Genomic DNA, 22,493 nt, shown 5'->3' on the forward strand with positions numbered 1-22,493 from the left:
CCGCCGCGCGTGCGGCACAATAGAGCGCATGACAGATTCACGTTTACCCCGCGCCGAGATCCGCCCCGATGCCCGGCTGGTCGGCCTGCATGCCGAACGCGGCGATCCCCACGCCCGCCTTTCTGGCGCCCTGGCGGCGCTAGAGGGGGCCGGGTGGGGCCTGCTGCTGCCCGGCGAGGCGGCGCTGGCCCGGCAACTGGCCGCCGTGCTGGGCCAGGGCACGGTGCGAGTGGATTCGCGCCTGCGACTCAACCGTGACCTGTTGGCGGTGGCCGGTCTGGCCGCTGCGCCGCTGGACGGTGACTGGCGCGGCGCACGCGGCGTGTGGCTGCTGGAGCCGGAAGCCGGGGACATCGAACGCGCCCGCCGGGCCGGGGTGCCGATCATTGCCGACGCCACCCTGGCCCCTGGCGGCGGCTGGCTGGGTGTCGGCGCGGACCTGATCGTGTACCGCGACGGAACCACCCTGACCGGCCACGGCGACGTGTCGCTGGCGGTGCTGTTCGGCGCGGGCGCGGCCCCGGATCCCGTGACCGATCCCCCCAGCGAGCTGAGCGTGGCGCTGGCCCTGCGTGACGTGGCCACCCTGCCGCTGCGGCTGGCCCGCGCGGCGCGCACGGTGTCCACACTGGCCGAGCGGCTGGGCGGCGCGGCTCAGGGCGCTGGCCCCACTGCGCTGTTACTCGCCCCCGACGCCGCCCCCGACACCGCCCAGCCGCCCGGAGGCGTGCGGGCCGCCGCCCGCAGCGTGCCGGCCGGCGTGATCCTGACCCCCGGTCTGGAAGACGCCGAGGCGGCGCTGGGCCTGCTGCACGGCGCGTCAGCACAGGATGGGCGCGAGGACAAGCCGCAGGCCAGTCCGCCCTCGGCCAACCGTGAGCGTGAGCCGGAGCGCGAGGACGGCGACCCACGCCAGGGCCGCAACGAGAACCGCCGGGACCGTGAGGGACGGCGCGATTTCAGACCGCGTCAGGAAGGCCGCCGCGAGGAGCGCCAGGGCGAGTCGCGGCAGGAGTTCCGCCAGGGAGACCGTCCCGAACGGGGCGAGCGCCCCAGCACACCCAACCAGAGCGAGTCCGGCCGGGGTGAATTCAATCCGTCTCACCAGCCCAATCCATCCCAGACCAGTCAGGCCCAGTCAACCCAGTCCCGGCCCAGTCAGCCGCAACCCAGTCAGGCGCAGGCCAGCGCCCCGGAACGCTTCACCTTCGAGGCGCCTTCGGGCGCGTCCCAGGCGGCTCCGGACCCCGCCCCCGCCCAGACCGAGGAAAGCTGGGAGCCGGAAATCGTCTACAGCGATCTGAACCACCCGCCGGTGCGTCTGCCCACACCGGTCAGCTCCGGTCCGGACTTCACGCCGCTGGAGGCCGGGGTGCCGGACGTGCGCCGCCAGCCGGAGCGCACGCCCGCGCCCGAGGACCACGACGCGCCGGACCACGTCTCTGGTGGCACTGACCGTTCCGCACAGGCCAGCGCCGCCCCTGAGACGAGCACACAAGCGCCACAGGAGCAGCCCTCCCGGCGCGGCAGTGGGCGCCCGCAGCGCCCGCCCCGGCGGGAGCCACAGGACGCGCCGGACGCCACACCCGTGATCCTGCCCCCCGATCTGCCTGCCGCCAAGGAAGACCCGGCTGCCAACCTGAGCGACGAACAGGCCGCCGTCTACGCCCGCCTGCGCGAGTGGCGCAATGCCGAGGCCAAGCGTCAGGAAATCAGCCGCTTCATCATTGCCAGCAACGCCACCCTGGCCGAGATCGCCCGCCGCGTGCCCTACACCGACGCCGATCTGCAGGCCGTCAAGGGCATGGGGCCGGAGCGCATGAAGAAGTACGGCGACAAGATTCTGGAAGTGGTGCGCGGCTAGCCCGAAGCGCCCCCCAACCAGCCCTCTTCCGTGTGGAGAGGGCTTTTTTGGCACCCAGGCCACCAGCCTCAGTCTGCCCGCACGAAAGACAGCTGCGTGGCGACCAGCCGGGAGCCGTGCTTGTCGAACACGCGGCGCATCACTGCATTCTCTGCCTCCGTGCCTCCCACATGGGTGGCGAACTGCCGCGCCGCCAGCGCCAGCAGATGCGCGTGCAGGCGCGTGCCCAGGCCCTGGCCGCGCGCTTCTGGCAACACGCCGATCATGTTGATGCTGGCGGTGTCCGGGCGTCCGCCAGGGCCGACGGCGCCCAACGCAGCGGTGACGCCATCCGCAGCGGGCAGGGCGATCAGCGTCCAGCCTTCGGACAGTTCCAGGTGCGGCTGACCGAGCTGGTGCAGCAGGACGCGGATATCGGGCTGATCCGCCTCCACGGCCTGCGCCTGCGGGTCCAGCGGGTACGTCCGGGCACGCAGGCTGGTCTCGTACATGACGTGCCGGCTGTCCAGCACCCACCCGGCGGCCTCGAAGGGCGCAGCGTGGAGAGGAGCTAGATTGTCGTCGAGAAGCACCCGCTGTTCGGAGCCGGCCACCTCTAGAAGCGCGCGGGCCAGCAGCATGACGGCCTCCTGCGGAACGTCGAACCGAAGATGCGGAAAGACTGGAATCTGGGGCACGGCAGTGATCAGCGCGTGACCCTCCACGCCCCGCTCCGAACGCAGGATCAGCGCGTTCTCTAGGCTGAGCTGCCCCCCGGCCAGGCGTTCGCGCATGACGGTCAGGCGTCGGGCCGCGTCCTCCCGGTCAACGATCAGGGCGACGAGATCCGGCAGGGTTTTGGCGGTGGCGGGCTGGACAGTGAAGGTATTCAAGGGTGACCTCTGAAAAGAGCCACTGGGCAAGGCGCGTCCAGTGGCTCAGAAGATGTTGACTTTGAGATTCAGCGTCTGCGCCAGCTCAGCAGCGCAATGATCAGCGTGAAGGCAACCATGCTCAGCACCGGAATGGTGAGAATGGGATTCACCACCGACAGGGCGCCCGCGCCCCAGATCGGCCAGGGCGTGTTGCACGGCACCACCGTCGGGTCCACCAGAGCGCTGCACGCCTTGAGGGTGGGGATCACGTTCCAGTCTTCCAGGTTCTGAATCAGCGCCACCACCCAGCCCACCGCGGCCAGCGGCAGCACGTAGCGCCGGACCCCGAGATCACTGTTCAGCGCCGCAATGCCCAGGATGACCGCCAGCGGGTACATGGCGATGCGCTGGTACCAGCACAGCACGCAGGGGCGAAATCCCCTGACCTCGCTGAAATACAGGCTGCCCAGCGTGGCGGCCAGGGCCACCAGCCACGCCAGATACAGGCGGTTGTCGCGGGTCAGCAGTCCGCCGCCCTGCCCGCGCAGGGGCTGCGGCGGGCGGTCCTGTGCGGCCGGCGCAGCGTCACCCACCCCGGACGGCCTGCTCATTGCAGTGCGGCGTCAATGGCGCGGCTCACGTCGGCGGCCAGCGAGCTGCCCTGGCCGGCGTCATTGACCACCTGTTTGCCGTTGACGAACACGGTGGGTGTCGAATTCACGCCCGCGTCCGACGCCTGCTTTTCCATGGCGTCCACCCGGTCAGCGGTGGCGTCGGTGTCCAGGCAGGTGACGAACGCGGCCTGGTCGATCCCCTCGACGTTGGTTGCCAGCTCCTTCAGGCGCGTCTTGCTGGCCCAGACCGTGGATTCGTCGCCCTGGGCGCGGAAGAGAATGCTCTTGAACGAGCCGAAGGCGTCGTTGCCCCCCTGGTCATAGACGCACAGCGCGGCCTGACCCGCGAGCTTGCTGTCGTCGGTGGGCAGACGGGCCGCCTCGGCCAGGAAGGGCCACACCAGGGTGTACAGCTTGATCTTGCCGGTCTCCACGTACTTGCTCGCCAGCTCCGGCTCGACGCTGGCCTCGAACTGCCGGCACGCCGGGCACTTGAAGTCCTCGACGACCAGCACGTTAACGGGTGCATCGGCCTGCCCCGCGTAGGGCACGCCGTCCAGCTTGAAGTCGGCGCTGAGGCCCGCTCCGGCGGCAGGCTTGTCACGCACGGCGAAGAGGGCCAGCGCGATCAGCACGGCGGCGATCAGCGTGCCGATCACCAGGAGGGTCCGGTTGGGGTTGTTGCCCTGAAGTCTGGTCATATCACTCCAGAGTTTAGCGCCCAGACATGAGGCAGAGCCGGGCGCATGTCCGGAGGCGAACGGCGGCAGGCCTTACTACAGATCCTGTCCGTTTCATCAACAAACCGGGAGGGCGCCGGTTTGCCAGCTCCACGCCCGGAATCCGTGCTGCTTTTTCCCACTTCGCTGGGATGTCCATCGTTTTCGCAAACGATTCAATCTGAGTCCGTTTCAGGCCGCCACGCCCGCAGGCCCGGTCTGCTGCCCACGCCGCCGCAACCACAACCCGACCAGCTGGCGCACCAGGCTGAAACCCAGCGCGGCGACCATGGCGATCAGCGCCGAGCGCAGAAACGTGGCGTCAGACGGCAGCTTCAGCTCCGGGTCGAACTTGGGGCCAAAGCGGGCCACCGCCAGCAGCGTGCCGGCAAACAGCAGCCCCGCAAACGGCAGCACCAGCACCCCCCCCGAGTGCTTGACCATCAGCAGCGCCATCAGTGCGCCGCCCACCAGCGGCAGGACCACCAGCCACTGCGCGGGCGGCAGCGACGGGCTGAGGTACCCCAGTCCGCCCAGCAGCAGCCCCAGGTAGCCGAACCACCCGCCGAACTCGTCGGCCAGGATCACCAGGAACACCCACAGCAGCAGGCTGTTCTGCCACTCGCCGGGGGTCCACATGGCGTAGGCCAGCGCCCCCAGCACCGCCCAGCCGCCCAGCAGGCGCAGAAAGGTCAGGAAGCGGGTGCGGTGGGGGGCTTCCTCCTCGGCCCGGCTGGGCAGGGGGGGCAGCGGCGGTGCCGGGCGGGTCGGTGAGGGGCGGCCCAGTTCCGGCCCACGTTGCTCCTGCGCGCCGGTGGTCTTGGACAGGTTAACCGCCGCGCCCACGTCAGGCCGCGCCACCTCGGTCCGCTCCACCGCCGCCGAGGAGGTGACGTCCGCCGCCGCCTGTTCCCCTGCTCGCTGGAGGGCTTCGGGGTGCAGATCAGACTGCTCGGGCGTGGGCGGTTTGGTCATGCTGCTCCCTTCTTAGCACGCGGCTTGCGTGCGGGGGCTGAGAGCACCAGTTCACGCTCCTCCTTTGCTGCCGCTGCAGGCACGATGCCCGGCACCCGGCTCAGGTACTCGCCGGTGTAGCTCGTGGGGTGCGCGGCCAGCTGTTCCGGCGTTCCGGTGGCAACAATCGTGCCGCCTCGCACCCCGCCTTCCGGCCCCAGGTCGATGATGTGATCGGCCCGCTTCATCACGTCCAGGTTGTGCTCGATGATGACCAGCGAGTTGCCGCCCTCCACCAGACGGTCCAGCACCTCCATCAGCTTGCGGACGTCCTCGAAGTGCAGGCCCGTGGTGGGTTCGTCCAGAATGTAGATGGTCTTGCCGGTGGCCCGCTTGGACAGCTCGGAGGCCAGCTTGATGCGCTGGGCCTCACCGCCCGAGAGCGTGGTGCTGGGCTGCCCGATGCGCATGTAGCCCAGGCCCACGTCGAGCAGCAGCTGCATCTTGCGCTCAATGTTGGGAATCGCCTCGAAGAAGGTGTGGGCGTCCTCCACGGTCATGTCCAGCACGTCGCTGATGGTCTTGTGGTTGTACTTGACCTCCAGCGTCTCACGGTTGTACCTCGCCCCCTTGCAGACCTCGCACGGCACGTAGATGTCGGGCAGGAAGTTCATCTCGATCTTCATCACGCCGTCGCCCTTGCAGTGCTCGCAGCGCCCGCCCTTGACGTTGAAGGAAAACCGTCCGGCCAGATACCCGCGGCGACGCGCCTCGTTGGTGCGGGTGAACAGGTCACGGATCTCGGTGAAGACGCCCGTGTAGGTGGCCGGGTTGCTGCGCGGGGTGCGGCCAATCGGCGACTGGTCAATCTCGATGACCTTGTCCAGCTGGTCCATGCCCTCAATGCGGTCGTATTTGCCGGGCGTGGTCTTCGCGCCGTTCAGCTCGCGGGCCAGCGTGGCGTGCAGGATGTCGTGAATCAGGGTGCTCTTGCCGCTGCCCGAGGGGCCGGTCACCACGGTCATGGTCCCCAGTGGAATCTCGGCGTCCACATTCTGAAGGTTGTGTTCGCGGGCGCCGAAAATCCTGAGCTTCCGACCATTGCCGCGCCGCCGGATTGCGGGCACCTCGATCTTTAGCTCGCCGCGCAGATACTTGCCGGTCAGGCTGTTGGGATTGGCCTTGACTTCCTGCGGGGTGCCCACCGCCACCACCTCGCCGCCGTGAACGCCCGCGCCGGGTCCCATGTCCACCAGATAGTCGGCCTCCAGCATGGTGTCCTCGTCGTGCTCCACCACCAGCAGCGTGTTGCCCAGATCGCGCAGGTTCTTGAGGGTGCCGATCAACCGTCCGTTGTCCTTGGGGTGCAGCCCGATGCTGGGTTCGTCCAGCACGTACAGCACGCCGGTCAGACCCGAGCCCACCTGTGTGGCGAGACGGATGCGCTGCGCCTCGCCGCCCGACAGCGTGTTGGCGGTGCGGTCCAGCGACAGGTAATCCAGGCCCACGTCCACCATGAACTTGAGGCGGGTGCGGATGGCCTTCAGCACCGGCACCGACACCGCCGCGCCGAAGGCGTTCTGGACGTACTCGTAGTGGCGGGGCGCATGGGCGCGGGCCGTGCCACCCAGGTGGCCCTTCAGGAACGGGGCAATCGCGTCGTGGTCCAGCGTGCCGTCCTGCAACCCACCGAAGAACGCGTCCGCCTCCAGCACGCTCATGCCGCCCACCTGCGCGATGTTCAGGCCGCCCACACGCACCGCCAGAATCTCGGGCTTGTAGCGGGTGCCGCCGCAGGTGGGACAGGGCCGCATCTCCATCAGTTCCTCAAGCTTCTCGCGCATGAATTCTGATTCGGTGTCGGAATAACGGCGCTCCAGGTTGACAATCACGCCCTCGAACTCGGTCATGAAGCGCATGGTTTCCTTGCCGCCCCGGCGGTACACCACCTCGAACGGCTGACCGGGGCCGTGCAGAACGGCCTTCTGCGCGGCGGCGGGCAGCTCGCGCCACGGGGCCTTGAGGCTGAACTCCAGATGCTCGGCCAGCGCCTGCAACTTGTCCCAGTAGTACACGCCGCCGCCGGTGCCCTTCTTGCTCCAGGGCAGAATCGCGCCCTCTGCGATGCTCAGCTTGTCGTCAATCACCAGATCCGGCGAGAACTCGTTCTTGGTGCCCAGGCCCGCGCAGTCGCCGCAGGCCCCATACGGAGAGTTGAAGGAGAAGGAGCGCGGCTCCAGCTCTTCCAGCACGCTGCCGTGTTCAGGGCAGGCGAACTTCTCGGAATACAGTTCCTCGTGCGCCTCGCCGCCCTCGCCCCCGTCGGGCAGCAGCACGCGCAGCAGGCTCTCGCCGCGGCGCAGGCCCAGTTCCACGCTCTCGGCAATGCGGCTGCGGTCCGTCTCGCGCAGGGTTACGCGGTCAATCACCACGTCCACGTCGTGCTTCTCAAACTTCTCCAGCTTCAGTTTCTCGGCCTCGTCCAGCTCGTACAGCGTGCCGTCCACCCGCACGCGGGCAAACCCCTCGCGGCGCAGGTCACCGAACAGCTTGCGGTACTCGCCCTTGCGCCCACGCACCACAGGGGCCAACAGGATGGCCCGCTTGTCGGGAAATTCGGACAGCAGGCGGTCGGTGATCTCGCTGGGGCTCTGCTTCTCGATCTTGCGCCCGCAGACCGGGCAGTATGGCGTGCCGACGCGGGCGTACAGCAGCCGCAGATAATCGTGAATCTCGGTGACCGTGCCCACCGTGCTGCGCGGGTTGTGGCTGGTGGTGCGCTGGTCAATGGAGATGGCCGGCGACAGGCCGGTGATGCTCTCCACGTCCGGCTTTTCCATCAGGCCCAGGAACTGCCGCGCATAGGCCGACAGGCTTTCCACGTAACGGCGCTGGCCCTCGGCATAGATGGTGTCGAAGGCCAGCGTGCTTTTGCCGCTGCCCGACACCCCGGTGATCACGATGAACTGATCACGCGGCAGCTCCACGGTAATGTCTTTGAGGTTGTGTTCTTTCGCGCCGCGTACCACCAGGTTGTTCTGCAAGAGGATCGCTCCCTTCTTCGTCGGAAAACGCGGCCAGCACGCAACATTGCGCCGCTCGTGATTCTGTCTGATGCGTAAGAGATGCCAGCCTCTCCGCTCTGAAACGGGATATTCTATCAGGTCAGGACGGGTTGGGACCAGGGCGGGAAAGACTCTCTCAAGGGCCATGAGGGCAGGCGGGTGGCCCACCCTGGCGGCGCCCCCTTCATGTCACCCTCTCCCCAGCTTCCCCACACCCTGATAAGCTGCTCTGTGATGTTGCGGCCCTTTTCGCCGCGTCCATTCCCGCAGTGCGGGCATGAGGGCGCTGCTGATTGCAGAAAAAGGGGCCGTGGATTTGCGGGCAGACGGGTGAAACCTGTGTTCTGAACACCGTGCAAAGGAGTTGGGTTGTGGCGTTTCGTGATGTACTGAATATTGAGGTTAATGCGGGCAATGGTGGCGACGGCAGCATGAGTTTTCACCGGGCCAAATACATGGAGAAGGGCGGCCCGGACGGCGGGCACGGCGGGCGCGGGGGCAGCATCATCCTGCGGGCCATCGAGGGCGTGGAGTCGCTGGAGCGGCTGGTGGGCCGCCGCAAGTTCAAGGCCCCCAACGGCGCGTACGGCGAGGGCCGTCTGCGTCAGGGCAGCGACGGCGAGGACGTGTTTATCGACGTGCCGGTGGGCACCACCGCCTTCGACGAGGACACCGGCAAGGTCATCGCCGATCTGGTGCGCGTGGGGCAGGAGAAGGTCGTGGCGCGCGGAGGCTATGGCGGGCGTGGCAACAGCACCTTCGCCAGCAGCACCCGGCAGGCCCCCCGTTTTGCGGAATTGGGCACACCGGGGCAAAAGCGCCGGATGCGACTGGAACTGCGTCTGATCGCGGACGTGGGACTGGTGGGCTATCCCAACGCGGGCAAGAGCAGCCTGCTGGCCGCGCTCTCGCGGGCCAATCCGGCGATTGCCGAGTACCCGTTTACCACCCTCTCCCCCATTTTGGGCGTGGTGGAGCGCCAGGATGAACACGGCAACCCGGTGGAGGAGCGCTTCACGATGGCCGACATCCCCGGCATCATCGAGGGGGCCAGCGAGGGCAAGGGGCTGGGGCTGGAATTCCTGCGCCACATCAGCCGCACGCGCGTGCTGGTGTATGTGCTGGACGTGACCCGTGACCCGGTAGAGGAGTTGCGCCAGCTTCAGGCCGAACTGCGCGCCTACGATCCCACCCTGCTGGACAACGTCGCCCTGATCGCCCTGAACAAGGTGGAACTGGTCGACGGGGACCTGAGCATGATGGTAGAGGACGAACTGGCCGAGTTCGGGCTGCCGGTGCTGCGCGTCAGCGCCAAGGAGGGCGTGGGCCTGAACATGCTGCGCGAGACGCTGTTCCAGATGCTGCCTGACCGCGAGCTGTGGGCGCAGCAGAACGCCCTGGAAATCGAGCCCGAGGAAGTGCAGGCCGAGGGATTGACGGTCGTCTTCCGCGAGGACCCGCCCGCCAGGGGCGTGGGCATCGTGACCACCGGCGAGAACGAGCGCGTGTGGGAGGTTCACGGTGGAGGCTTCGAGGACCGTATCTCGCGCTTCTCGCGCTATATGGAAGACGCCGCCGAGTACCTGGGAGGAGTCTTCAAACGCCAGGGGCTGAACGCCGCCCTGAAACGCGCCGGAGCACGCGAGGGCGACACCGTGGAAATCGGCAGCTTCCGCTTCGAGTATTTCGACGATCAGGCCGACAAGAGCTAGGAAGGCCAGGAGGGGTGCTGGGGTTGGGGCTGGAGCCGATAACGCGCTCCAGCCCCCTCTCCTTGTCGGCAACCGGCGGGGGCCATTCCCCGTTCACCGCTGGACCGGCTACAGCCCGCAGCAATGAAAGACCGTCTGGACAGTTTTCTGTGTGATTGCCCGCGGCATACTGAAGGCACGATGCAAGGAGCCGTTCTCCAGGCGTGCTGCGCCGTCCCCGGACCCACCACGGACGGACCGCCGCGCTGCGCCGCACCGTGGGTACAGGTCCGGGCATGACACGAGGAGCCGGGCGCCTGGGCCGCCCCGAGGAACCGGGCGAACGCTGGGGCGAACTGGTCGAACTGTACGAATACCGGGTGCGCGACGCGCTTCAGGGACAGGTGCCGCGCGGCGGTCTGCACTCTCTGGCCGATCTGCGCGAGGAACTGCTGGGCGCCTCGCTGGAACCGGCCCTGTACCGGCGGCTGCTGGAAGCGGACCGGCAGTACCGATCCCACCGCAAGGCGCTCAGTGAACCGCAGGCCACCCCCCCTGCCCCGGCTGCGCCGCCCGCCGTGTGGGACGCGCCGCCGGGACGCGAATCTGCCGAGGCGCAGGCGTGGCAGGACCTGCATCTGCTGGCCTGGGGCGACGCGGCACGCGCCACCCTGAAGGGCCTGATGGCAGGCTGGCAGCGTGAACCCAGCCTGCTGGCCCTGCGGGTGCTGTACACCGCCCTGGAAAACGCCGAGCGGTCCGTGCAGGCCGGGCGGTCCGGACAGATGCCCTTTGCCGTGCCCACCCTGCACGATCCGCTGACCGAACTGGACCACCCACAGGTGCTTCAGGTGCTGACGGACGCCGCCGTCGACCTGCTGGTACAGCCCGGCGGACCAGCGCGGCTGCAGACCGCGCTGTCGCAGGTTCAGGAGGTTCCGTTTCCCAGGCACCCCGACGAGGACGTGCTGGAAGCCCGGGTGGCGGCCGTCGAGCGAGAGCCGATGGCCCCACGCGCCAAAGAAACGCTGATACAGGCCCTGCGGACCCACCACGCCACCCCGCAACGTGATCCTCGCGAGCGTCCAGCCATCCGCGAGGCGGCGCGCGAACTGGCCCACGCCCTGGAACCGCTGCTGAGCGGCCAACCCCAGACCCACCTGGGCAACCCTCCCCGGCACAGCGTGCTACACGCGGCCCAGCCGGTTACGGCCCTGCGCGCTCCCGACGACGGGGCCGATGAACTGGTTATTTATCTGGCAGGCACCCAGGCGCGGGCCACGCGCTGGCGGGGAACCGATTTTCAGTGGCAGGCCATCGGCCCGCACTGGCAACTGCTGGCGGAAGATCAGGTGGCCCTGCTGCAACCAGGGGCCAGCGCTGCCGAGCGTCACGTCACCCTGAACCTGCCCCACATCCGCTTTGACGCCTTCGTGAGCGGCGCGTACCTGCTGCTGCGGGTCCAGACCAGTCCGCAGGAAGAACTGGGCCGCCTGCTGTCGCTGGGCCGGGCCGTTGCGCTGCTGCTGGACCCTGCCGAGGCCTACGCGGCGCTGCGGCTGGGTCGCGCCGCCGCGCAACGGCTGCGCGAGGGCTGGGTGGACGCTCCGGCGCTGGCCCCCCGCAGCGCCGCCAAGTACGCCCTGGCCTCCCCCACCGCCCTGCTGGGCTTTGCCCGCAAGGGAGCCGAGGCGCTGTGTGCCCATCTGTCACGCTGCAACACGCAGGAGATTCACGCCTCGGTGCGCGACTCGGCACGCTCCCTGGGCCTGTCTGGCCCCTGGGCGGACCGGCTGGCCGAAGCCCTGGACGCCGCAGTTCACCGCCTGGAAACCTGCCCCCCTCCGGTGGGACATGGCCGGCTGGAACTGCCACAGGACGGCTCGGCCGTGTGCGCCCACCTGCGCGACGATCCGCCGCTGACCCTGCACCTCGGCCCGCGCGTGATCACCCTGCGGCGCGACTTCCGCCGGGAGTGGGCGGCGATCATGCCCGGACACCCGCCGACGGTCCTGGAAGACCTGACCGTGACGCGCGTGCCCGGCTTCAGCGTGATTCTGACCCGCCACGGCAGCTGGCTGGCCGCCGCCGCCCAGCCAGCGCCGCAGCCCCAGGACACGCCCTGACGCGAACAGCATCCTGGCGGGCGTTCAGACCGCCCCAGGACTGCCTGAACTCAGCGGATAAACCACACGATCAGGCGGCTGGCGTACCCACCATCTTCCAGGGCGCGCGAGAACGCGTCCCAGGCGACGATCCGCTCACACATCTCCGGTGCGGCGTGGGGCAGCAGCCGCGCCAGATCACCCCGGGCCAGCCACGTTCTGCCCATGATGTCACCGTCCTCGAACAGCAGATCGGCGCTGACCAGGGTGCTGAGGTGCGGCGGATGCTCCCGGTCCGCCACCCCCGACACCGCCAGCAGTGCCAGCAGCTCGTCCGCGTTGGGGATCATGAAGCGGGCCTCGGCCTGCCATGCGCCAGAGTGGTCCGCGCCGGAGTGGTCAAATGACAGGTGAGGAGACCTGGGGTCTGCCGGGCCAACCGGGCCGCCCTCCACCACCGCCGCCCCGGTCGTCCCAGCCGGGCCACGTTCGCAGATGACAACGGCCAGCCCCAGCATAGGTTTAACCGGCAGCCCCGACGGCGCGCGCCCCTTCCGGGTTGGCATCGGCGCGGTTCAGCTCGGCCTGCACGTCCGGCCACTTGATGATCTCGAAGCGGCTGTTGCGGATGGCCGGGGTAAAGCCTGCGTCCACCGCGATCCGCACCAGTTCGCGCACTGTGGCCTGGTGGCGTCCGCCGCCGCCCGCCGCCGACACCACGTTCTCCTCCAGCATGGTGGAGCCCAGATCGTTGGCACCGTAATACAGCGCCGCCTGCGCCACCTTGAAGCCCTGCGCAGGCCACGACGCCTGGATGTTGGCGAAGTTGTCCAGTGCAATGCGGGCCACGGCCAGCTGCTGCAGGTACTCGTGGGCAGTGGCGCCCGGCGCCTTGCCGTGCAAGCGGGTGTGTTCGGTCTGCAACGTCCACATCGCGAAGCCGGAAAAGCCGTTACCGCCGTAGTCGCGCGTGGCCCGGTCCTGCTGCTCGCGGAGTTTCAGAAGGTGGCTGGTGCGCTGCGCGAAGGTCTCGCCGAAGCCGATGACCATCGTGGCAATCGTATACAGCCCCTTGCGCTGCGCCGCATCGATGATCCGGAACCAGTCCTCGCTGCGGATGCGGGCGGGGGCCGCCCGGGCCCGCACGTCGTCCTCCAGAATCTCGCCGCCCGCGCCGGGCAGGCCATCCAGCCCAGCCTCGATCAGGGTATCCAGCAGTGCGTCCAGGCCCAGGCCAAAGGTCTTTTCCATGAACAGCACTTCTTCCGGCGAGAAGGCGTCGATGCGAATGGTGGGGTGGTTGGCCTTGATGTGCCGCAGCAGCCCGGTGTAATAGTCCAGCCCCAGTTCGGGGTTCACGCCGCCCTGCATCAGGATGCGGGTGCCGCCCACCTCTTCAAGCTCAACGATCTTGGCGCTGATCTCCTGGTAGTCCAGCGTGTAACTGTCCTTCTGACGTCTGGTGCGGTAAAAGGCGCAGAAGTTGCAGCCCACGTTGCAGACGTTGGTGTAGTTGATGTTGCGGTCGATCAGGAAGGTCACGGTGTCCGGATCACGCCGTTCCAGGCGCAGCGCGTTGGCGACCCCGGCGACGTCCGGCAGGGGCAGGCGGTACAGCGCCTCGATCTCGGCGGCGTCCAGACGTTCGCCGCGCGCGGCCCTGTCCAGCACCTGGGGGGGTGAAATGGGGAGAGGGGCGGTCATGGCGTCACCGTATCACTCCTGGGAACGCCTTATTCCGGCCTGAGACACCGTCAAAACCCCGCCCTGTGTACCGGTCTGCCCCGCAGGAACGGCAATGAAGATCAGCCCAAGTGTTTCCCAAGAAAGCCCGGTCGTATCATACTTTTTGGAATGCTGGAGCCGTCAGGGACGCCGGAGACAGCAGTGGGCCGGGGCAGGTTTCAGACGCACACGCACAAGCAGACACAAACATAGAGGTGACCTTATGAAAATGGGAATGATCGGTCTGGGCAAGATGGGCGGCAACATGGTCCTGCGCCTGACGCGCGGCGGCCAGGACGTCGTCGGCTATGACCGCAGCGAGGAAAGCGTCGCGCTGATCGAGAAGGAGGGCGCCAAGGGCGCACGCAGCATGGACGAGCTGATCGGGGCGCTGGGTGAGCCCGGCAGCCGCGCCGTGTGGGTGATGGTGCCGTCGGGCAAGATCACGCAGTCGGTTATCGATGATCTGGCGGGTAGGCTGGCTCCCGGCGACATCGTGGTGGACGGCGGCAACAGCAACTTCAAGGACACCATGCGCCGCGCCGAGGAACTGGCCGCCAGGGGCATTCATATGGTGGACGTGGGCACCTCCGGCGGCGTGTGGGGCCTGTCCGAGGGCTACGCCATGATGGTGGGCGGCCCCGCGGGGGCGGTCGAGCGCCTGCGCCCGGTGCTGGAAGTGCTGGCCCCCGCACCGGACAAAGGCTGGGGCCGCATGGGCCCTTCGGGGTCCGGCCACTACGTCAAGATGGTCCACAACGGCATCGAGTACGGCATGATGCAGGCCTACGCCGAGGGCTTCGAGCTGATGCGCCACAAGGAGGAATTTGGCCTGGACATGGCCCAGATTGCCGAGTTGTGGCGCCACGGCAGCGTGATCCGCTCGTGGCTGCTGGACCTGACCGCCGAGGCCCTCAATAACTCGGCCGACTTCGATCAGCTCTCGGACTACGTGGCCGACAGCGGCGAGGGACGCTGGACCATCATCGACAGCATCGAGCAGGGGGTGCCGACACCGGTGATTACCCTGGCCACCCAGATGCGCTTCCGCAGTCAGCAGGAGCTGAGCTACGCGGGGCAGATGCTCTCGGCCATGCGCCGCGCTTTCGGCGGCCACGCGGTCAAGACCGTGGAAACCCCCAAGAAGGACGGTTTCGTGCCGGAGGTGGAGCCGGGCCAGAATCCCAGGGCCGCCGCCCCCGAGAACATCCCGGCGTCCAGAAACAGGGGGCAGGGCGACGGCTCCATCAGGGAGCAGCTGGGTGAAACCGGACAGGAACGTGTCAAGGGCAGCGAATGACCACCAGACGCGGCAAGAAGGCGGCGACCCCTGAAAAGACCAGCGAGCCCGCCTCCAAAGGGGCCACGCACAGGAAGCCTGTGACCAAGAGAGTCTCGGCCTCTGCCACGAAAGAGGCCGTGAAGGAGAAGATTGCCTCGCAGAAGGTGGGGGTGGCCCAGCCCGCGCCGAAGGCAAAAGCGGCTGCCAAAACCTCAACGAAGTCGCGTCGGCGCCCATCAGGCGGGGCGGGCGCTGACGGCCAGAATCCCTTTCGCGCCACCATGCGCCGCAGCCGCGCCCCGGAACCGGCCACCATGGTCATCTTCGGCGTGACCGGCGACCTGTCGCGCCGCAAGCTACTGCCCGCCATCTTTGGGCTGTGGCAGGACGGCCTGCTGGGCAGCGCCTTCAACATCGTGGGCGTGGGCCGCCAGGACATGACCGATGAGCAGTTCAAGGACTACGCCCTCAAGGCCCTGCAGGAGAGCAAGGAGACCGACGCCATTCAGCCGGGCAGCCTGGAGAAGTTCCGCGAGCTGCTGTACTACGAGTTCGGTGAATTCGGCGAGGACGACGTCTACGATCTGGTGGGCAAGGAACTTGACCGCGCCCAGAAGGCGCACGGCGGGCGCAAGAACGCGCTGTTCTACCTGTCCACCCCGCCCAGCCTGTTCGAGCCGATCAGCAACGGCCTGGGCCGCCTGGGGCTGGCCGATCAGTCGGAAGGCTGGCGCCGAATCGTAATTGAAAAACCCTTTGGACGCGATCTGGACAGCGCCCGTGAGCTGAACGCCGCCATCCACGACACCTGGGACGAGTCGCAGGTCTACCGCATCGATCACTACCTGGGCAAGGAGACGGTGCAGAACCTGATGGCGATCCGCTTCGGCAACGCCATCTTTGAGCCGCTGTGGAACCGGGGCTTCGTGGACCACGTGCAGATCACGGCCGCCGAGGACCTGGGCCTGGAGGGCCGCGCCGGGTACTACGAGGAAGCCGGCATCGTGCGCGACATGCTGCAAAACCACCTGATGCAGCTGTTCGCGCTGACGGCCATGGAGCCTCCCGCCGCCTTTGACGCCGAGGCCATCCGCGACGAGAAGACCAAGGTGCTGCGGGCGGTCAAGCCCATTCCATCAGGCCGCGTGGGACAGGTGGCGGTGCGCGGCCAGTACGGCCCCGGCAGCATGGACGGCGAGAAGGTGCCCGGCTACCGCGAGGAACCCGGCGTCAAATCCGACAGCCGCACCGCGAGCTACGTGGCCGTCAAGCTGGAAATCGACAACTGGCGCTGGCAGGGCGTGCCGTTCTTCCTGCGCACCGGCAAGCGGCTGCCCAAGAAGGTCACGGAAATCGCAGTGGTGTTCAAGCGTGCCCCGCTGGGCATCTTTCCCGGCGGCCTGGAACGCAACGTGCTGGCCTTCCGCATCCAGCCGGACGAGGGCGTGAGCCTCAAATTTTCCTCCAAATCGCCGGGGCAGGAAATGGTGCTGCGCGAGGTGGTGATGGATTTCCGCTACGACGCCTTCGGGGCGCAGCTGGAAAGCCCGTACTCCCGGCTGCTGCTCGACGCCCTGATCGGCGACGCTACCCTGTTTCCCCGTGAGGACGAGGTGGACCACGCCTGGCAGATCGTGGCCGGCATTCTGGAGGCCTGGGACACGCGCCCTGGCAAGGGCCGAACCCCAGACTTCCCCAATTACGCCGCCGGTACCTGGGGTCCCGAGGACGCCGAGAAGCTGATGGGACCGGACCGGCGCTGGAGGCGGCTGTGAGGGTGGGTCTGGGGCTGGACCGCAAGCGGCACTGCTTGCTGGCGGCCAGGCCTCCGCAGTGGGAGGTCCGGCCATGACCGCCGCTCCAGCCGACAGGACGCTCGGTCCCATCGAGACCACGGTCCGCAAGGCGCAGGTCACGCTGGACGAACTGTGGGCGCAGACCAATGTAGAGACGCGGGCCTACACCGGCAACATCATCGCGCTGACGGTGCGCGGGCATCTGGAGCGCGTGCAGGCTGCGCTGGCCGGGCTGGAAGGCCGCTACGCCGGGCGGCAGATCATCGGCGTGATGGACGGCAGTGATGATCTGAACGTCCACGCCAGCCTGATCTCGCAGCGCGGGAGGGCCTTCGTGGAACGCCTGACGCTGGACGCCAGCAGCGAGCAGCTCCAAGGCGCGATTCTGCCGCTGCTGCGACCCGCCACCGTCAACCACATCTGGTGGGGGGCCGACACCAAACCCGGCGGTCCCCTGCTGCTGGAACTGACCGAGATTGCCGATCAGGTGATTGCCGACAGCCTGACCCTGGACATTCCCCCGGCCCGGCACTACGCCCTGGCCGATCTGGGCTGGAGCCGCTCGTCCGGCTGGCGTGAGGCCCTAGCGCAGGTGTTCGACACCCCCGAGGCGGCCCGGCAACTGCCACGCGTGGACCGCCTGACCGTGCGCTACGCCGGCAGCAAGGACCTGCCTGCCCGCCTGTACGGCGGCTTTGTGGCCGACACGCTGGGCTGGAAGGACCTGAAGAGGGTGACCTTCAGGGCAGCCCGCTGTGGCCGCGAGAACGGTGATCTCTGCGGGGTGGAACTGGCCGGCGAGGGCGTGCGCTTCACGCTGGCGGCCAGAAACGGCGACGTGGCCCGTGTCGAGGCCATCTGGGACGGCAAGAAGCACGCGTCAGAGGTGAACGTGCCGTCCATGTCGCTGGCCGAGGGCCTGGGCCGCGTGATGGCCCGTCCGGAGCGCGGCGAGATGTTCGAGCGGGCCTGGAAACTGGCCAAGTCGACGCTGTGAGAGGATTTCAGAACAACACCCGTGGACTCGCCCAGCGTCCATCAGCCCTTAAGGGAGGCCAGGCATGAACCTGCACATTTTTCCCACGGCGCAGGCGGCCGCCGACGCGGTGGCCACCGCCTTTGCCCGCGCGGCAAGAGACGCTGTGACGGCCCGTGGGGCCTTTCATGTGGCGCTGTCCGGCGGGAGCACGCCCAAACGGATGTATTCCACCCTGCGCGAACTGCCGGACATTCCCTGGAAATTGGTCCACATCTACTTCGGGGACGAACGCAGCGTGGGGCCAGACAGCCCCGAGAGCAATTACGGCGCGGCGCAGCATGACCTGCTGTCGTACGTTCCGGTACCGCCTGCCCAGATTCACCGCATGGAGGGGGAGCGCCGTCCGCTGGAAGAGGCCGCCGCCGCCTACGCCGCCCTGCTGCCCGAACGCCTGGACGTGAACCTGCTGGGCATGGGCGATGACGGCCACACCGCCAGTCTGTTTCCCGGTACGGCGGCGCTGGAGGCACAGGGCCGCGTGACGGCCAACTGGGTGCCGCAACTGGACACCGGGCGGCTCACCATGACCTTCGGTGAGATCAACGCGGCCCGCCAGCGCTGGCTGCTGGTGGCCGGGGAGACCAAGCAGGCCGCGCTGGCTGACGTGCGGGCTGGACGCGGCGCCCATCCTGTGGCGCGGGTCATTGACCCGGTCTGGTTCGTGGACGCGGCTGCAGCGGGGGCCGCAACCCAAGGGGACCAGAGCCCGTGAAGTCCGACGCTGCCAGGGAAATTTAGGCCCCTGTTGCGCTGCGCCGCCAGTCGGCCAGACGGATGTCGTTGCGCCCCTGCTGCTTGGCGCTGTACATCGCCTCATCGGCGCGGGCCACGACAGTCTCCGGCACTTCGCCGGACGCTGCGTTGGCGACTCCAAAACACGCAGTGACGCCGACCACCTCGCCGTGACGCTGCTGCCGCAGTTCATTGCGCAGGGTGTTGAGCAGCCTCCGGACCTGTGTATCGCCCAGCACCGGCAGGATCAGCAGGAATTCCTCGCCGCCCCAGCGCGCGACCATGCCGCCCTGCGGCAGCAGCGTCTGCGCGAGCTGGGCCACGCCACGCAACACCACGTCGCCGGCGGCGTGCCCGTGTCGGTCATTGATCTGCTTGAAGTGGTCGATATCAAACAGCACCACGGTGTACACCGCTCCCCGGGCCGCCAGCTGCCGCAGGCGCTCCTCGGCTGCCCGGCGGTTGGCGATCCCGGTCAGCAGATCGACCAGCGCGGCGGTCCGCGTGGCCAGCAGCTGCGCCCGCTGGGCTCCAAAGGTGGCCTGAATCAGGACCAGCACGCCCCCCACCATCAGAAACTGCACCGAGGCGCCGATCAGGCTCAGGCGCGTGGCCTCCGGAACCGTGAAGGACAGGTGCCACACGCAGACTAGCGCGGCAGTGCCCAGGATCGCCAGGGCCGCCCGGACGGCGTGGCGCGGCGGGTAGACGTAGAAGACCGAGGTGTACAGCACCGCGAACCAGTAGGTGTTTTCCGACAGCGTCCGGGCGGCAGGCGGCATCACGCGAAACTGGTGGCTCAGTGCCAGCAGGACGTACAGGCATGCCCCCAGGAACGCGGCGGACAGAGCCGTCTCAAAACGGATAAGCGACCGGCTCAGGAGAAGTTGCAACCCCAGCAGCATGACCGAGAGCAGGGGCAGCGCCCACAGGTCCAGCAGATCGAAGCTGGGGGCCTGGGACCACAGCGCCGCCATGCTGGCGCCCACCGAGAGCACCACGATCAGCAGAAACATCCGCCGCTGTTTTTCCTGCCACAGGGGCGAATGCAGGGATGGGTCGGGCAGGCGGCGGGGCTGTGCGGACAAGAAGTCTCCCAGAAAAGAATGGTCCGGTTCCGTGTGAACGGGCGGGTCTACGGCTGGTCCAGCTGGATGGCCTCTGGTACGGCACTCAGGCCAGCGTGGCGCGTACCCCTCCCAGGAAGTCTGTGGACTTCACTATACGGCACGTCCCCTGCGCCCGTGCCCGCACACCTGTAAGGCCCCAGACCGTATTTCTCTTGGATCTGGGGTGTAGCCACCAGCCGTCAGGAGCTGTGCAGCACGTTCATGATGTCGCCGTCCTTCATGACGTATTCCTTGCCCTCGGTGCGAACCCAGCCCTTGGCCTTGGCCCCCACCCAGCCGCCAGCCTCCACCATCCGGTTCCACTCGATGACCTCGGCGCGGATAAAGCCGCGTTCCAGATCGCTGTGGATGGCCCCGGCGGCCTCCGGGGCCTTCTCGCCGTCGCGGATGGTCCAGGCCCGGACCTCCTTCTCGCCGCTGGTGATGAAGGTGATCAGCCCCAGGGTCTGGTAGCCCACCTTGACCAGCTGGTCCAGTCCACTCTCGGTGACCCCCAGATCGGTCAGGAATTCCCTGGCCTCATCCTCGGGCATCTCGGCCAGTTCACCCTCGATCTGGGCGCTGATCTTGACCACGGCGGCCCCCTCGGCGGCGGCGTACTCGCGCACCTGCCTTACGTGGGCGTTGTCCTCGGTCAGATCGTCCTCGCCCACGTTTGCCACGTAGATCACCGGCTTGGTGGTGATCAGGCCAAACTCCTTGGGAACGGGGGCGTCGTACTGACCGGCGCGGGCGGGTTTGCCCTCGCCCAGCACCGCCAGGATCTGCTCGGCCAGCTCGGCGTGCTCGCGCGCCTCCTTGTCGCCGCCCTTGCCCTTCTTCTGAAGGTTGCCCAGCCGCTTTTCCAGGCCCGAGAGGTCCGCCAGGATCAGCTCGGTGTTGATCGTCTCGATGTCGTCCAGCGGGTCCACCGTCCCCGCCACATGCACCACATTGTCGTCGGCAAAGCAGCGCACGACGTGGGCGATGGCGTCGGCCTCACGGATGTTGGCCAGAAACTGGTTGCCCAGGCCCTCGCCCTGGCTGGCCCCCTTGACCAGACCTGCGATGTCCACGAATTCCACAAAGGTGGGAATGATCGGCGGCACGCGGTCCCCCTTGGTGAACACCCGGCTCAGGGCGCTGAGACGCTCGTCCGGCACGGTGACGCGGCCCACGTTCGGCTCGATGGTGGCAAAGGGATAGTTGGCCGCAAGTGCCCCGGCGCGTGTGATGGCGTTAAACAGCGTGCTTTTCCCGACGTTCGGCAGTCCGACAATTCCAATAGCAAGGCCCATATTCTCACTCCTCAGCCTGCGCCTGTGCCCCGGCCATACGGCCGTGGGCGCGGCGCGGCAACCCTGACAGTGTACGGGATTGCGGGGTGCGGCGCGGCGACGGGGCGAGACGCTGCCGTATGTGGGGCCTCAGACGTCGCAGGAGGCCAGCAGCATGACGGGGGCGGCACTGAGGAGCACAGGGGAGCACGGGACAACTGCGCTCCCACATTGATCCTGCTCAAGGGGCCGTATTGGCCCTTGCCGGCATGCTGGAAGCGCGGCCCGCGCCCACCAGCACTCCCGCATCCTGAAGTTTCTCCCGCCAGAAGACGAATTCCTGACGCTCGACATCCTGGGTCACGGGCACAGGCCAGTCCTGATTGTCCTTGCAGACGTTTCCGGTGGCCTCCAGGCAACTGGGGGTCCATAGGTTGTTGTAGTACTCCCTGCCAGCAGGGCCAAAACGCTTCCAGCCGACGGTGTTTTTCTGGACGGTGTTGTTGACGAATGTGGCAGCCTCCCTCCCCGTTCCTCCCTTGATGTTCCACACGTACATCCCGACATTGGCATTTGGATCGACCATGCCGCCGGGCAGCAACCCGCTGGAGAGGACCCGATTGCCGTACACCTTGTGGTGGTGCCCGCCCGCAATGGCCACTCCGTGGTTCGAGGTGTTGATGACCTGATTGTTGTACACCTCGGCGTAACCGCCGGCAATGTCCATGCTGTCCTTCGCGCCATCGCCCAGTAGGATGCCGCCGCCCGAATAGTTCTGGGCCTTCGAGGGGTCGGGCGCGTAGGCGCCGTAGATGTAGTTGTTGTGAATCCTGATCGGGCTCGCCGCGGTGCCGCTGGACTCATAGATGTTGATGTTGTCCTCAACCGCACTCTTGCCCGGCTCGTTGATCACCTCGTTCCAGGCGATCTCTACATTGGGTACCCGAACGATCCGGTTGAACTGGATCGCCTGAACGTAGTAACGCTTTCCGGTGAATTTCCCCAATTGGTTCACGTACCGTCCATCAATGTTTCTGATCTGATTGCGCAGGATCTTGATGGTCTGTCCGGCGGCAGGGTTCCCCACGAACAGGTTGATGTACATGCCGGACGTGCTGTACAGGGTGTTGTTCTCGACCCGCAGGTTGACGGCCTTGTAGACCGTGAGGAACCGGCCCGGAAACGACCCGCCAGTCAGGGGATTGAGCGCGTAGCCCGTGGTGTTCCTCACCGTCAGATTGATCTCGCTACCCTTGATCAGGTGACCGCGGCCACGCAGAAACGAGCCTTCAATCACCACCGGCTCACGCGTCTGGACCGACACGGCAGGCACCGCCGGATCAAAGCTTTGCCAGTTGCCCCGGTACGTACCGCCCCGGGTAATCACCAGCGGCCCGGTGTACGCCGGCCCTTGCGACGGGTCATTTTCCGGCACGATGGTGCGAGAGTCTACCGTCGGCACGCAGGCGGTCAGCGCCAGCGTCAGGCCACCAAATACGAGCACGGCCCAGCGCCCGAAGCGGGCCGCCGGGCGGGGGGTTGTCTGTGTTGCCACACGAGTTGCTGTCATGGATGCTTTCACTCCGTCTCTGTGAGTCTTTGCCGGGCGGCCTCCGAAACCTGATGTTTCTGGTGGCGACAGTGTATCGACCGGTTGTGAGGACTCC

At 67.5% G+C, this 22,493-nt stretch carries 17 protein-coding genes; 7 read left to right on the forward strand and 10 right to left on the reverse strand.

Annotation, left to right across the window (positions count from 1 at the left end):
- Positions 1-28 precede the first annotated feature (28 nt).
- On the forward strand, positions 29-1,864 hold the full coding sequence (locus IEY31_RS04640; RefSeq protein ID WP_188969495.1) for an HRDC domain-containing protein: 1,836 nt from the start codon (positions 29-31) through the stop codon (positions 1,862-1,864).
- A 68-nt stretch (positions 1,865-1,932) separates the two neighbouring features.
- On the opposite strand, the gene IEY31_RS04645 is transcribed toward IEY31_RS04640, so the two are convergent.
- From IEY31_RS04645 to uvrA, 5 genes are all read right to left on the reverse strand, one after another.
- Positions 1,933-2,736, reverse strand: a complete 804-nt coding sequence (locus tag IEY31_RS04645) for a GNAT family N-acetyltransferase (RefSeq protein WP_188969497.1) — start codon at positions 2,734-2,736, stop codon at positions 1,933-1,935.
- Between the two features lie 68 nt (positions 2,737-2,804).
- Positions 2,805-3,242, reverse strand: coding sequence for a disulfide bond formation protein B (locus IEY31_RS04650; protein ID WP_188969841.1), 438 nt, complete (start codon positions 3,240-3,242; stop codon positions 2,805-2,807).
- Positions 3,243-3,325: 83 nt separating this feature from the next.
- The gene (locus IEY31_RS04655; protein ID WP_188969499.1) at positions 3,326-4,033 is read right to left on the reverse strand and encodes a DsbA family protein; all 708 of its coding nucleotides are present in this window, start codon (positions 4,031-4,033) and stop codon (positions 3,326-3,328) included.
- A 210-nt stretch (positions 4,034-4,243) separates the two neighbouring features.
- A complete protein-coding gene (locus tag IEY31_RS04660; protein WP_188969501.1) occupies positions 4,244-5,026 on the reverse strand; it encodes a hypothetical protein in 783 nt (260 codons plus the stop codon).
- A complete protein-coding gene (uvrA, locus tag IEY31_RS04665) occupies positions 5,023-8,049 on the reverse strand; it encodes an excinuclease ABC subunit UvrA (RefSeq protein WP_188969503.1) in 3,027 nt (1,008 codons plus the stop codon). Before uvrA ends, IEY31_RS04660 begins: the two co-directional genes overlap by 4 nt.
- Positions 8,050-8,441: 392 nt before the next feature.
- Between uvrA and obgE the strand changes: the two genes are divergently transcribed.
- Complete coding sequence (gene obgE / locus IEY31_RS04670) at positions 8,442-9,782, forward strand: GTPase ObgE (RefSeq protein ID WP_188969505.1); 1,341 nt, start codon at positions 8,442-8,444, stop codon at positions 9,780-9,782.
- Between the two features lie 203 nt (positions 9,783-9,985).
- A complete protein-coding gene (locus IEY31_RS04675) occupies positions 9,986-11,887 on the forward strand; it encodes a hypothetical protein (RefSeq protein ID WP_229723323.1) in 1,902 nt (633 codons plus the stop codon).
- 50 nt (positions 11,888-11,937) lie between these two features.
- On the opposite strand, the gene IEY31_RS04680 is transcribed toward IEY31_RS04675, so the two are convergent.
- Both IEY31_RS04680 and mqnC read right to left on the reverse strand, forming a co-directional pair.
- Positions 11,938-12,384, reverse strand: coding sequence for a hypothetical protein (locus IEY31_RS04680; RefSeq protein ID WP_188969507.1), 447 nt, complete (start codon positions 12,382-12,384; stop codon positions 11,938-11,940).
- Positions 12,385-12,388: 4 nt separating this feature from the next.
- Complete coding sequence (mqnC, locus tag IEY31_RS04685; protein ID WP_188969509.1) at positions 12,389-13,570, reverse strand: cyclic dehypoxanthinyl futalosine synthase; 1,182 nt, start codon at positions 13,568-13,570, stop codon at positions 12,389-12,391.
- Between the two features lie 244 nt (positions 13,571-13,814).
- On the opposite strand from mqnC, the gene gnd reads away from it, so the two are divergent.
- From gnd to pgl, 4 genes are all read left to right on the forward strand, one after another.
- Positions 13,815-14,891, forward strand: a complete 1,077-nt coding sequence (gene gnd / locus IEY31_RS04690; RefSeq protein WP_188969511.1) for a phosphogluconate dehydrogenase (NAD(+)-dependent, decarboxylating) — start codon at positions 13,815-13,817, stop codon at positions 14,889-14,891.
- Positions 14,888-16,648 carry a glucose-6-phosphate dehydrogenase gene (gene zwf, locus IEY31_RS04695; protein ID WP_188969514.1) on the forward strand — a complete coding sequence of 587 codons (1,761 nt, stop codon included), beginning with the start codon at positions 14,888-14,890 and terminating at the stop codon, positions 16,646-16,648. The genes gnd and zwf overlap by 4 nt, the downstream gene beginning before the upstream one ends.
- A 73-nt stretch (positions 16,649-16,721) precedes the next feature.
- Positions 16,722-17,666 carry a glucose-6-phosphate dehydrogenase assembly protein OpcA gene (locus IEY31_RS04700; RefSeq protein ID WP_188969516.1) on the forward strand — a complete coding sequence of 315 codons (945 nt, stop codon included), beginning with the start codon at positions 16,722-16,724 and terminating at the stop codon, positions 17,664-17,666.
- A 64-nt stretch (positions 17,667-17,730) separates the two neighbouring features.
- Positions 17,731-18,420, forward strand: coding sequence for a 6-phosphogluconolactonase (gene pgl, locus IEY31_RS04705; protein WP_188969518.1), 690 nt, complete (start codon positions 17,731-17,733; stop codon positions 18,418-18,420).
- 22 nt (positions 18,421-18,442) lie between these two features.
- Here the strand turns inward: pgl and IEY31_RS04710 are convergent, their stop codons facing one another.
- From IEY31_RS04710 to IEY31_RS04720, 3 genes are all read right to left on the reverse strand, one after another.
- Entirely contained in the window at positions 18,443-19,528 is a 1,086-nt protein-coding gene (locus IEY31_RS04710) for a GGDEF domain-containing protein (RefSeq protein ID WP_229723324.1), read from the reverse strand.
- Positions 19,529-19,749: 221 nt separating this feature from the next.
- The gene (gene ychF, locus IEY31_RS04715) at positions 19,750-20,847 is read right to left on the reverse strand and encodes a redox-regulated ATPase YchF (protein WP_188969520.1); all 1,098 of its coding nucleotides are present in this window, start codon (positions 20,845-20,847) and stop codon (positions 19,750-19,752) included.
- A gap of 220 nt (positions 20,848-21,067) precedes the next feature.
- Positions 21,068-22,408 (reverse strand): right-handed parallel beta-helix repeat-containing protein, encoded by a 1,341-nt coding sequence (locus IEY31_RS04720; protein WP_188969522.1) that lies wholly within the window; start codon positions 22,406-22,408, stop codon positions 21,068-21,070.
- Positions 22,409-22,493: the final 85 nt, after the last annotated feature.

Origin of the sequence: Deinococcus aerolatus (assembly GCF_014647055.1) — a bacterium.
GTDB lineage: Bacteria > Deinococcota > Deinococci > Deinococcales > Deinococcaceae > Deinococcus > Deinococcus aerolatus.

Excerpts from the sequence above, each read along its gene's own strand:
- IEY31_RS04640 (WP_188969495.1), top strand. The coding sequence starts at position 29 with ATGACAGATTCACGTTTACCCCGCGCCGAGATCCGCCCCGATGCCCGG.
- IEY31_RS04655 (WP_188969499.1), bottom strand. The coding sequence starts at position 4,033 with ATGACCAGACTTCAGGGCAACAACCCCAACCGGACCCTCCTGGTGATC.
- IEY31_RS04660 (WP_188969501.1), bottom strand. The coding sequence starts at position 5,026 with ATGACCAAACCGCCCACGCCCGAGCAGTCTGATCTGCACCCCGAAGCC.
- IEY31_RS04680 (WP_188969507.1), bottom strand. The coding sequence starts at position 12,384 with ATGCTGGGGCTGGCCGTTGTCATCTGCGAACGTGGCCCGGCTGGGACG.
- mqnC (WP_188969509.1), bottom strand. The coding sequence starts at position 13,570 with ATGACCGCCCCTCTCCCCATTTCACCCCCCCAGGTGCTGGACAGGGCC.
- gnd (WP_188969511.1), top strand. The coding sequence starts at position 13,815 with ATGAAAATGGGAATGATCGGTCTGGGCAAGATGGGCGGCAACATGGTC.
- zwf (WP_188969514.1), top strand. The coding sequence starts at position 14,888 with ATGACCACCAGACGCGGCAAGAAGGCGGCGACCCCTGAAAAGACCAGC.
- IEY31_RS04700 (WP_188969516.1), top strand. The coding sequence starts at position 16,722 with ATGACCGCCGCTCCAGCCGACAGGACGCTCGGTCCCATCGAGACCACG.
- pgl (WP_188969518.1), top strand. The coding sequence starts at position 17,731 with ATGAACCTGCACATTTTTCCCACGGCGCAGGCGGCCGCCGACGCGGTG.
- ychF (WP_188969520.1), bottom strand. The coding sequence starts at position 20,847 with ATGGGCCTTGCTATTGGAATTGTCGGACTGCCGAACGTCGGGAAAAGC.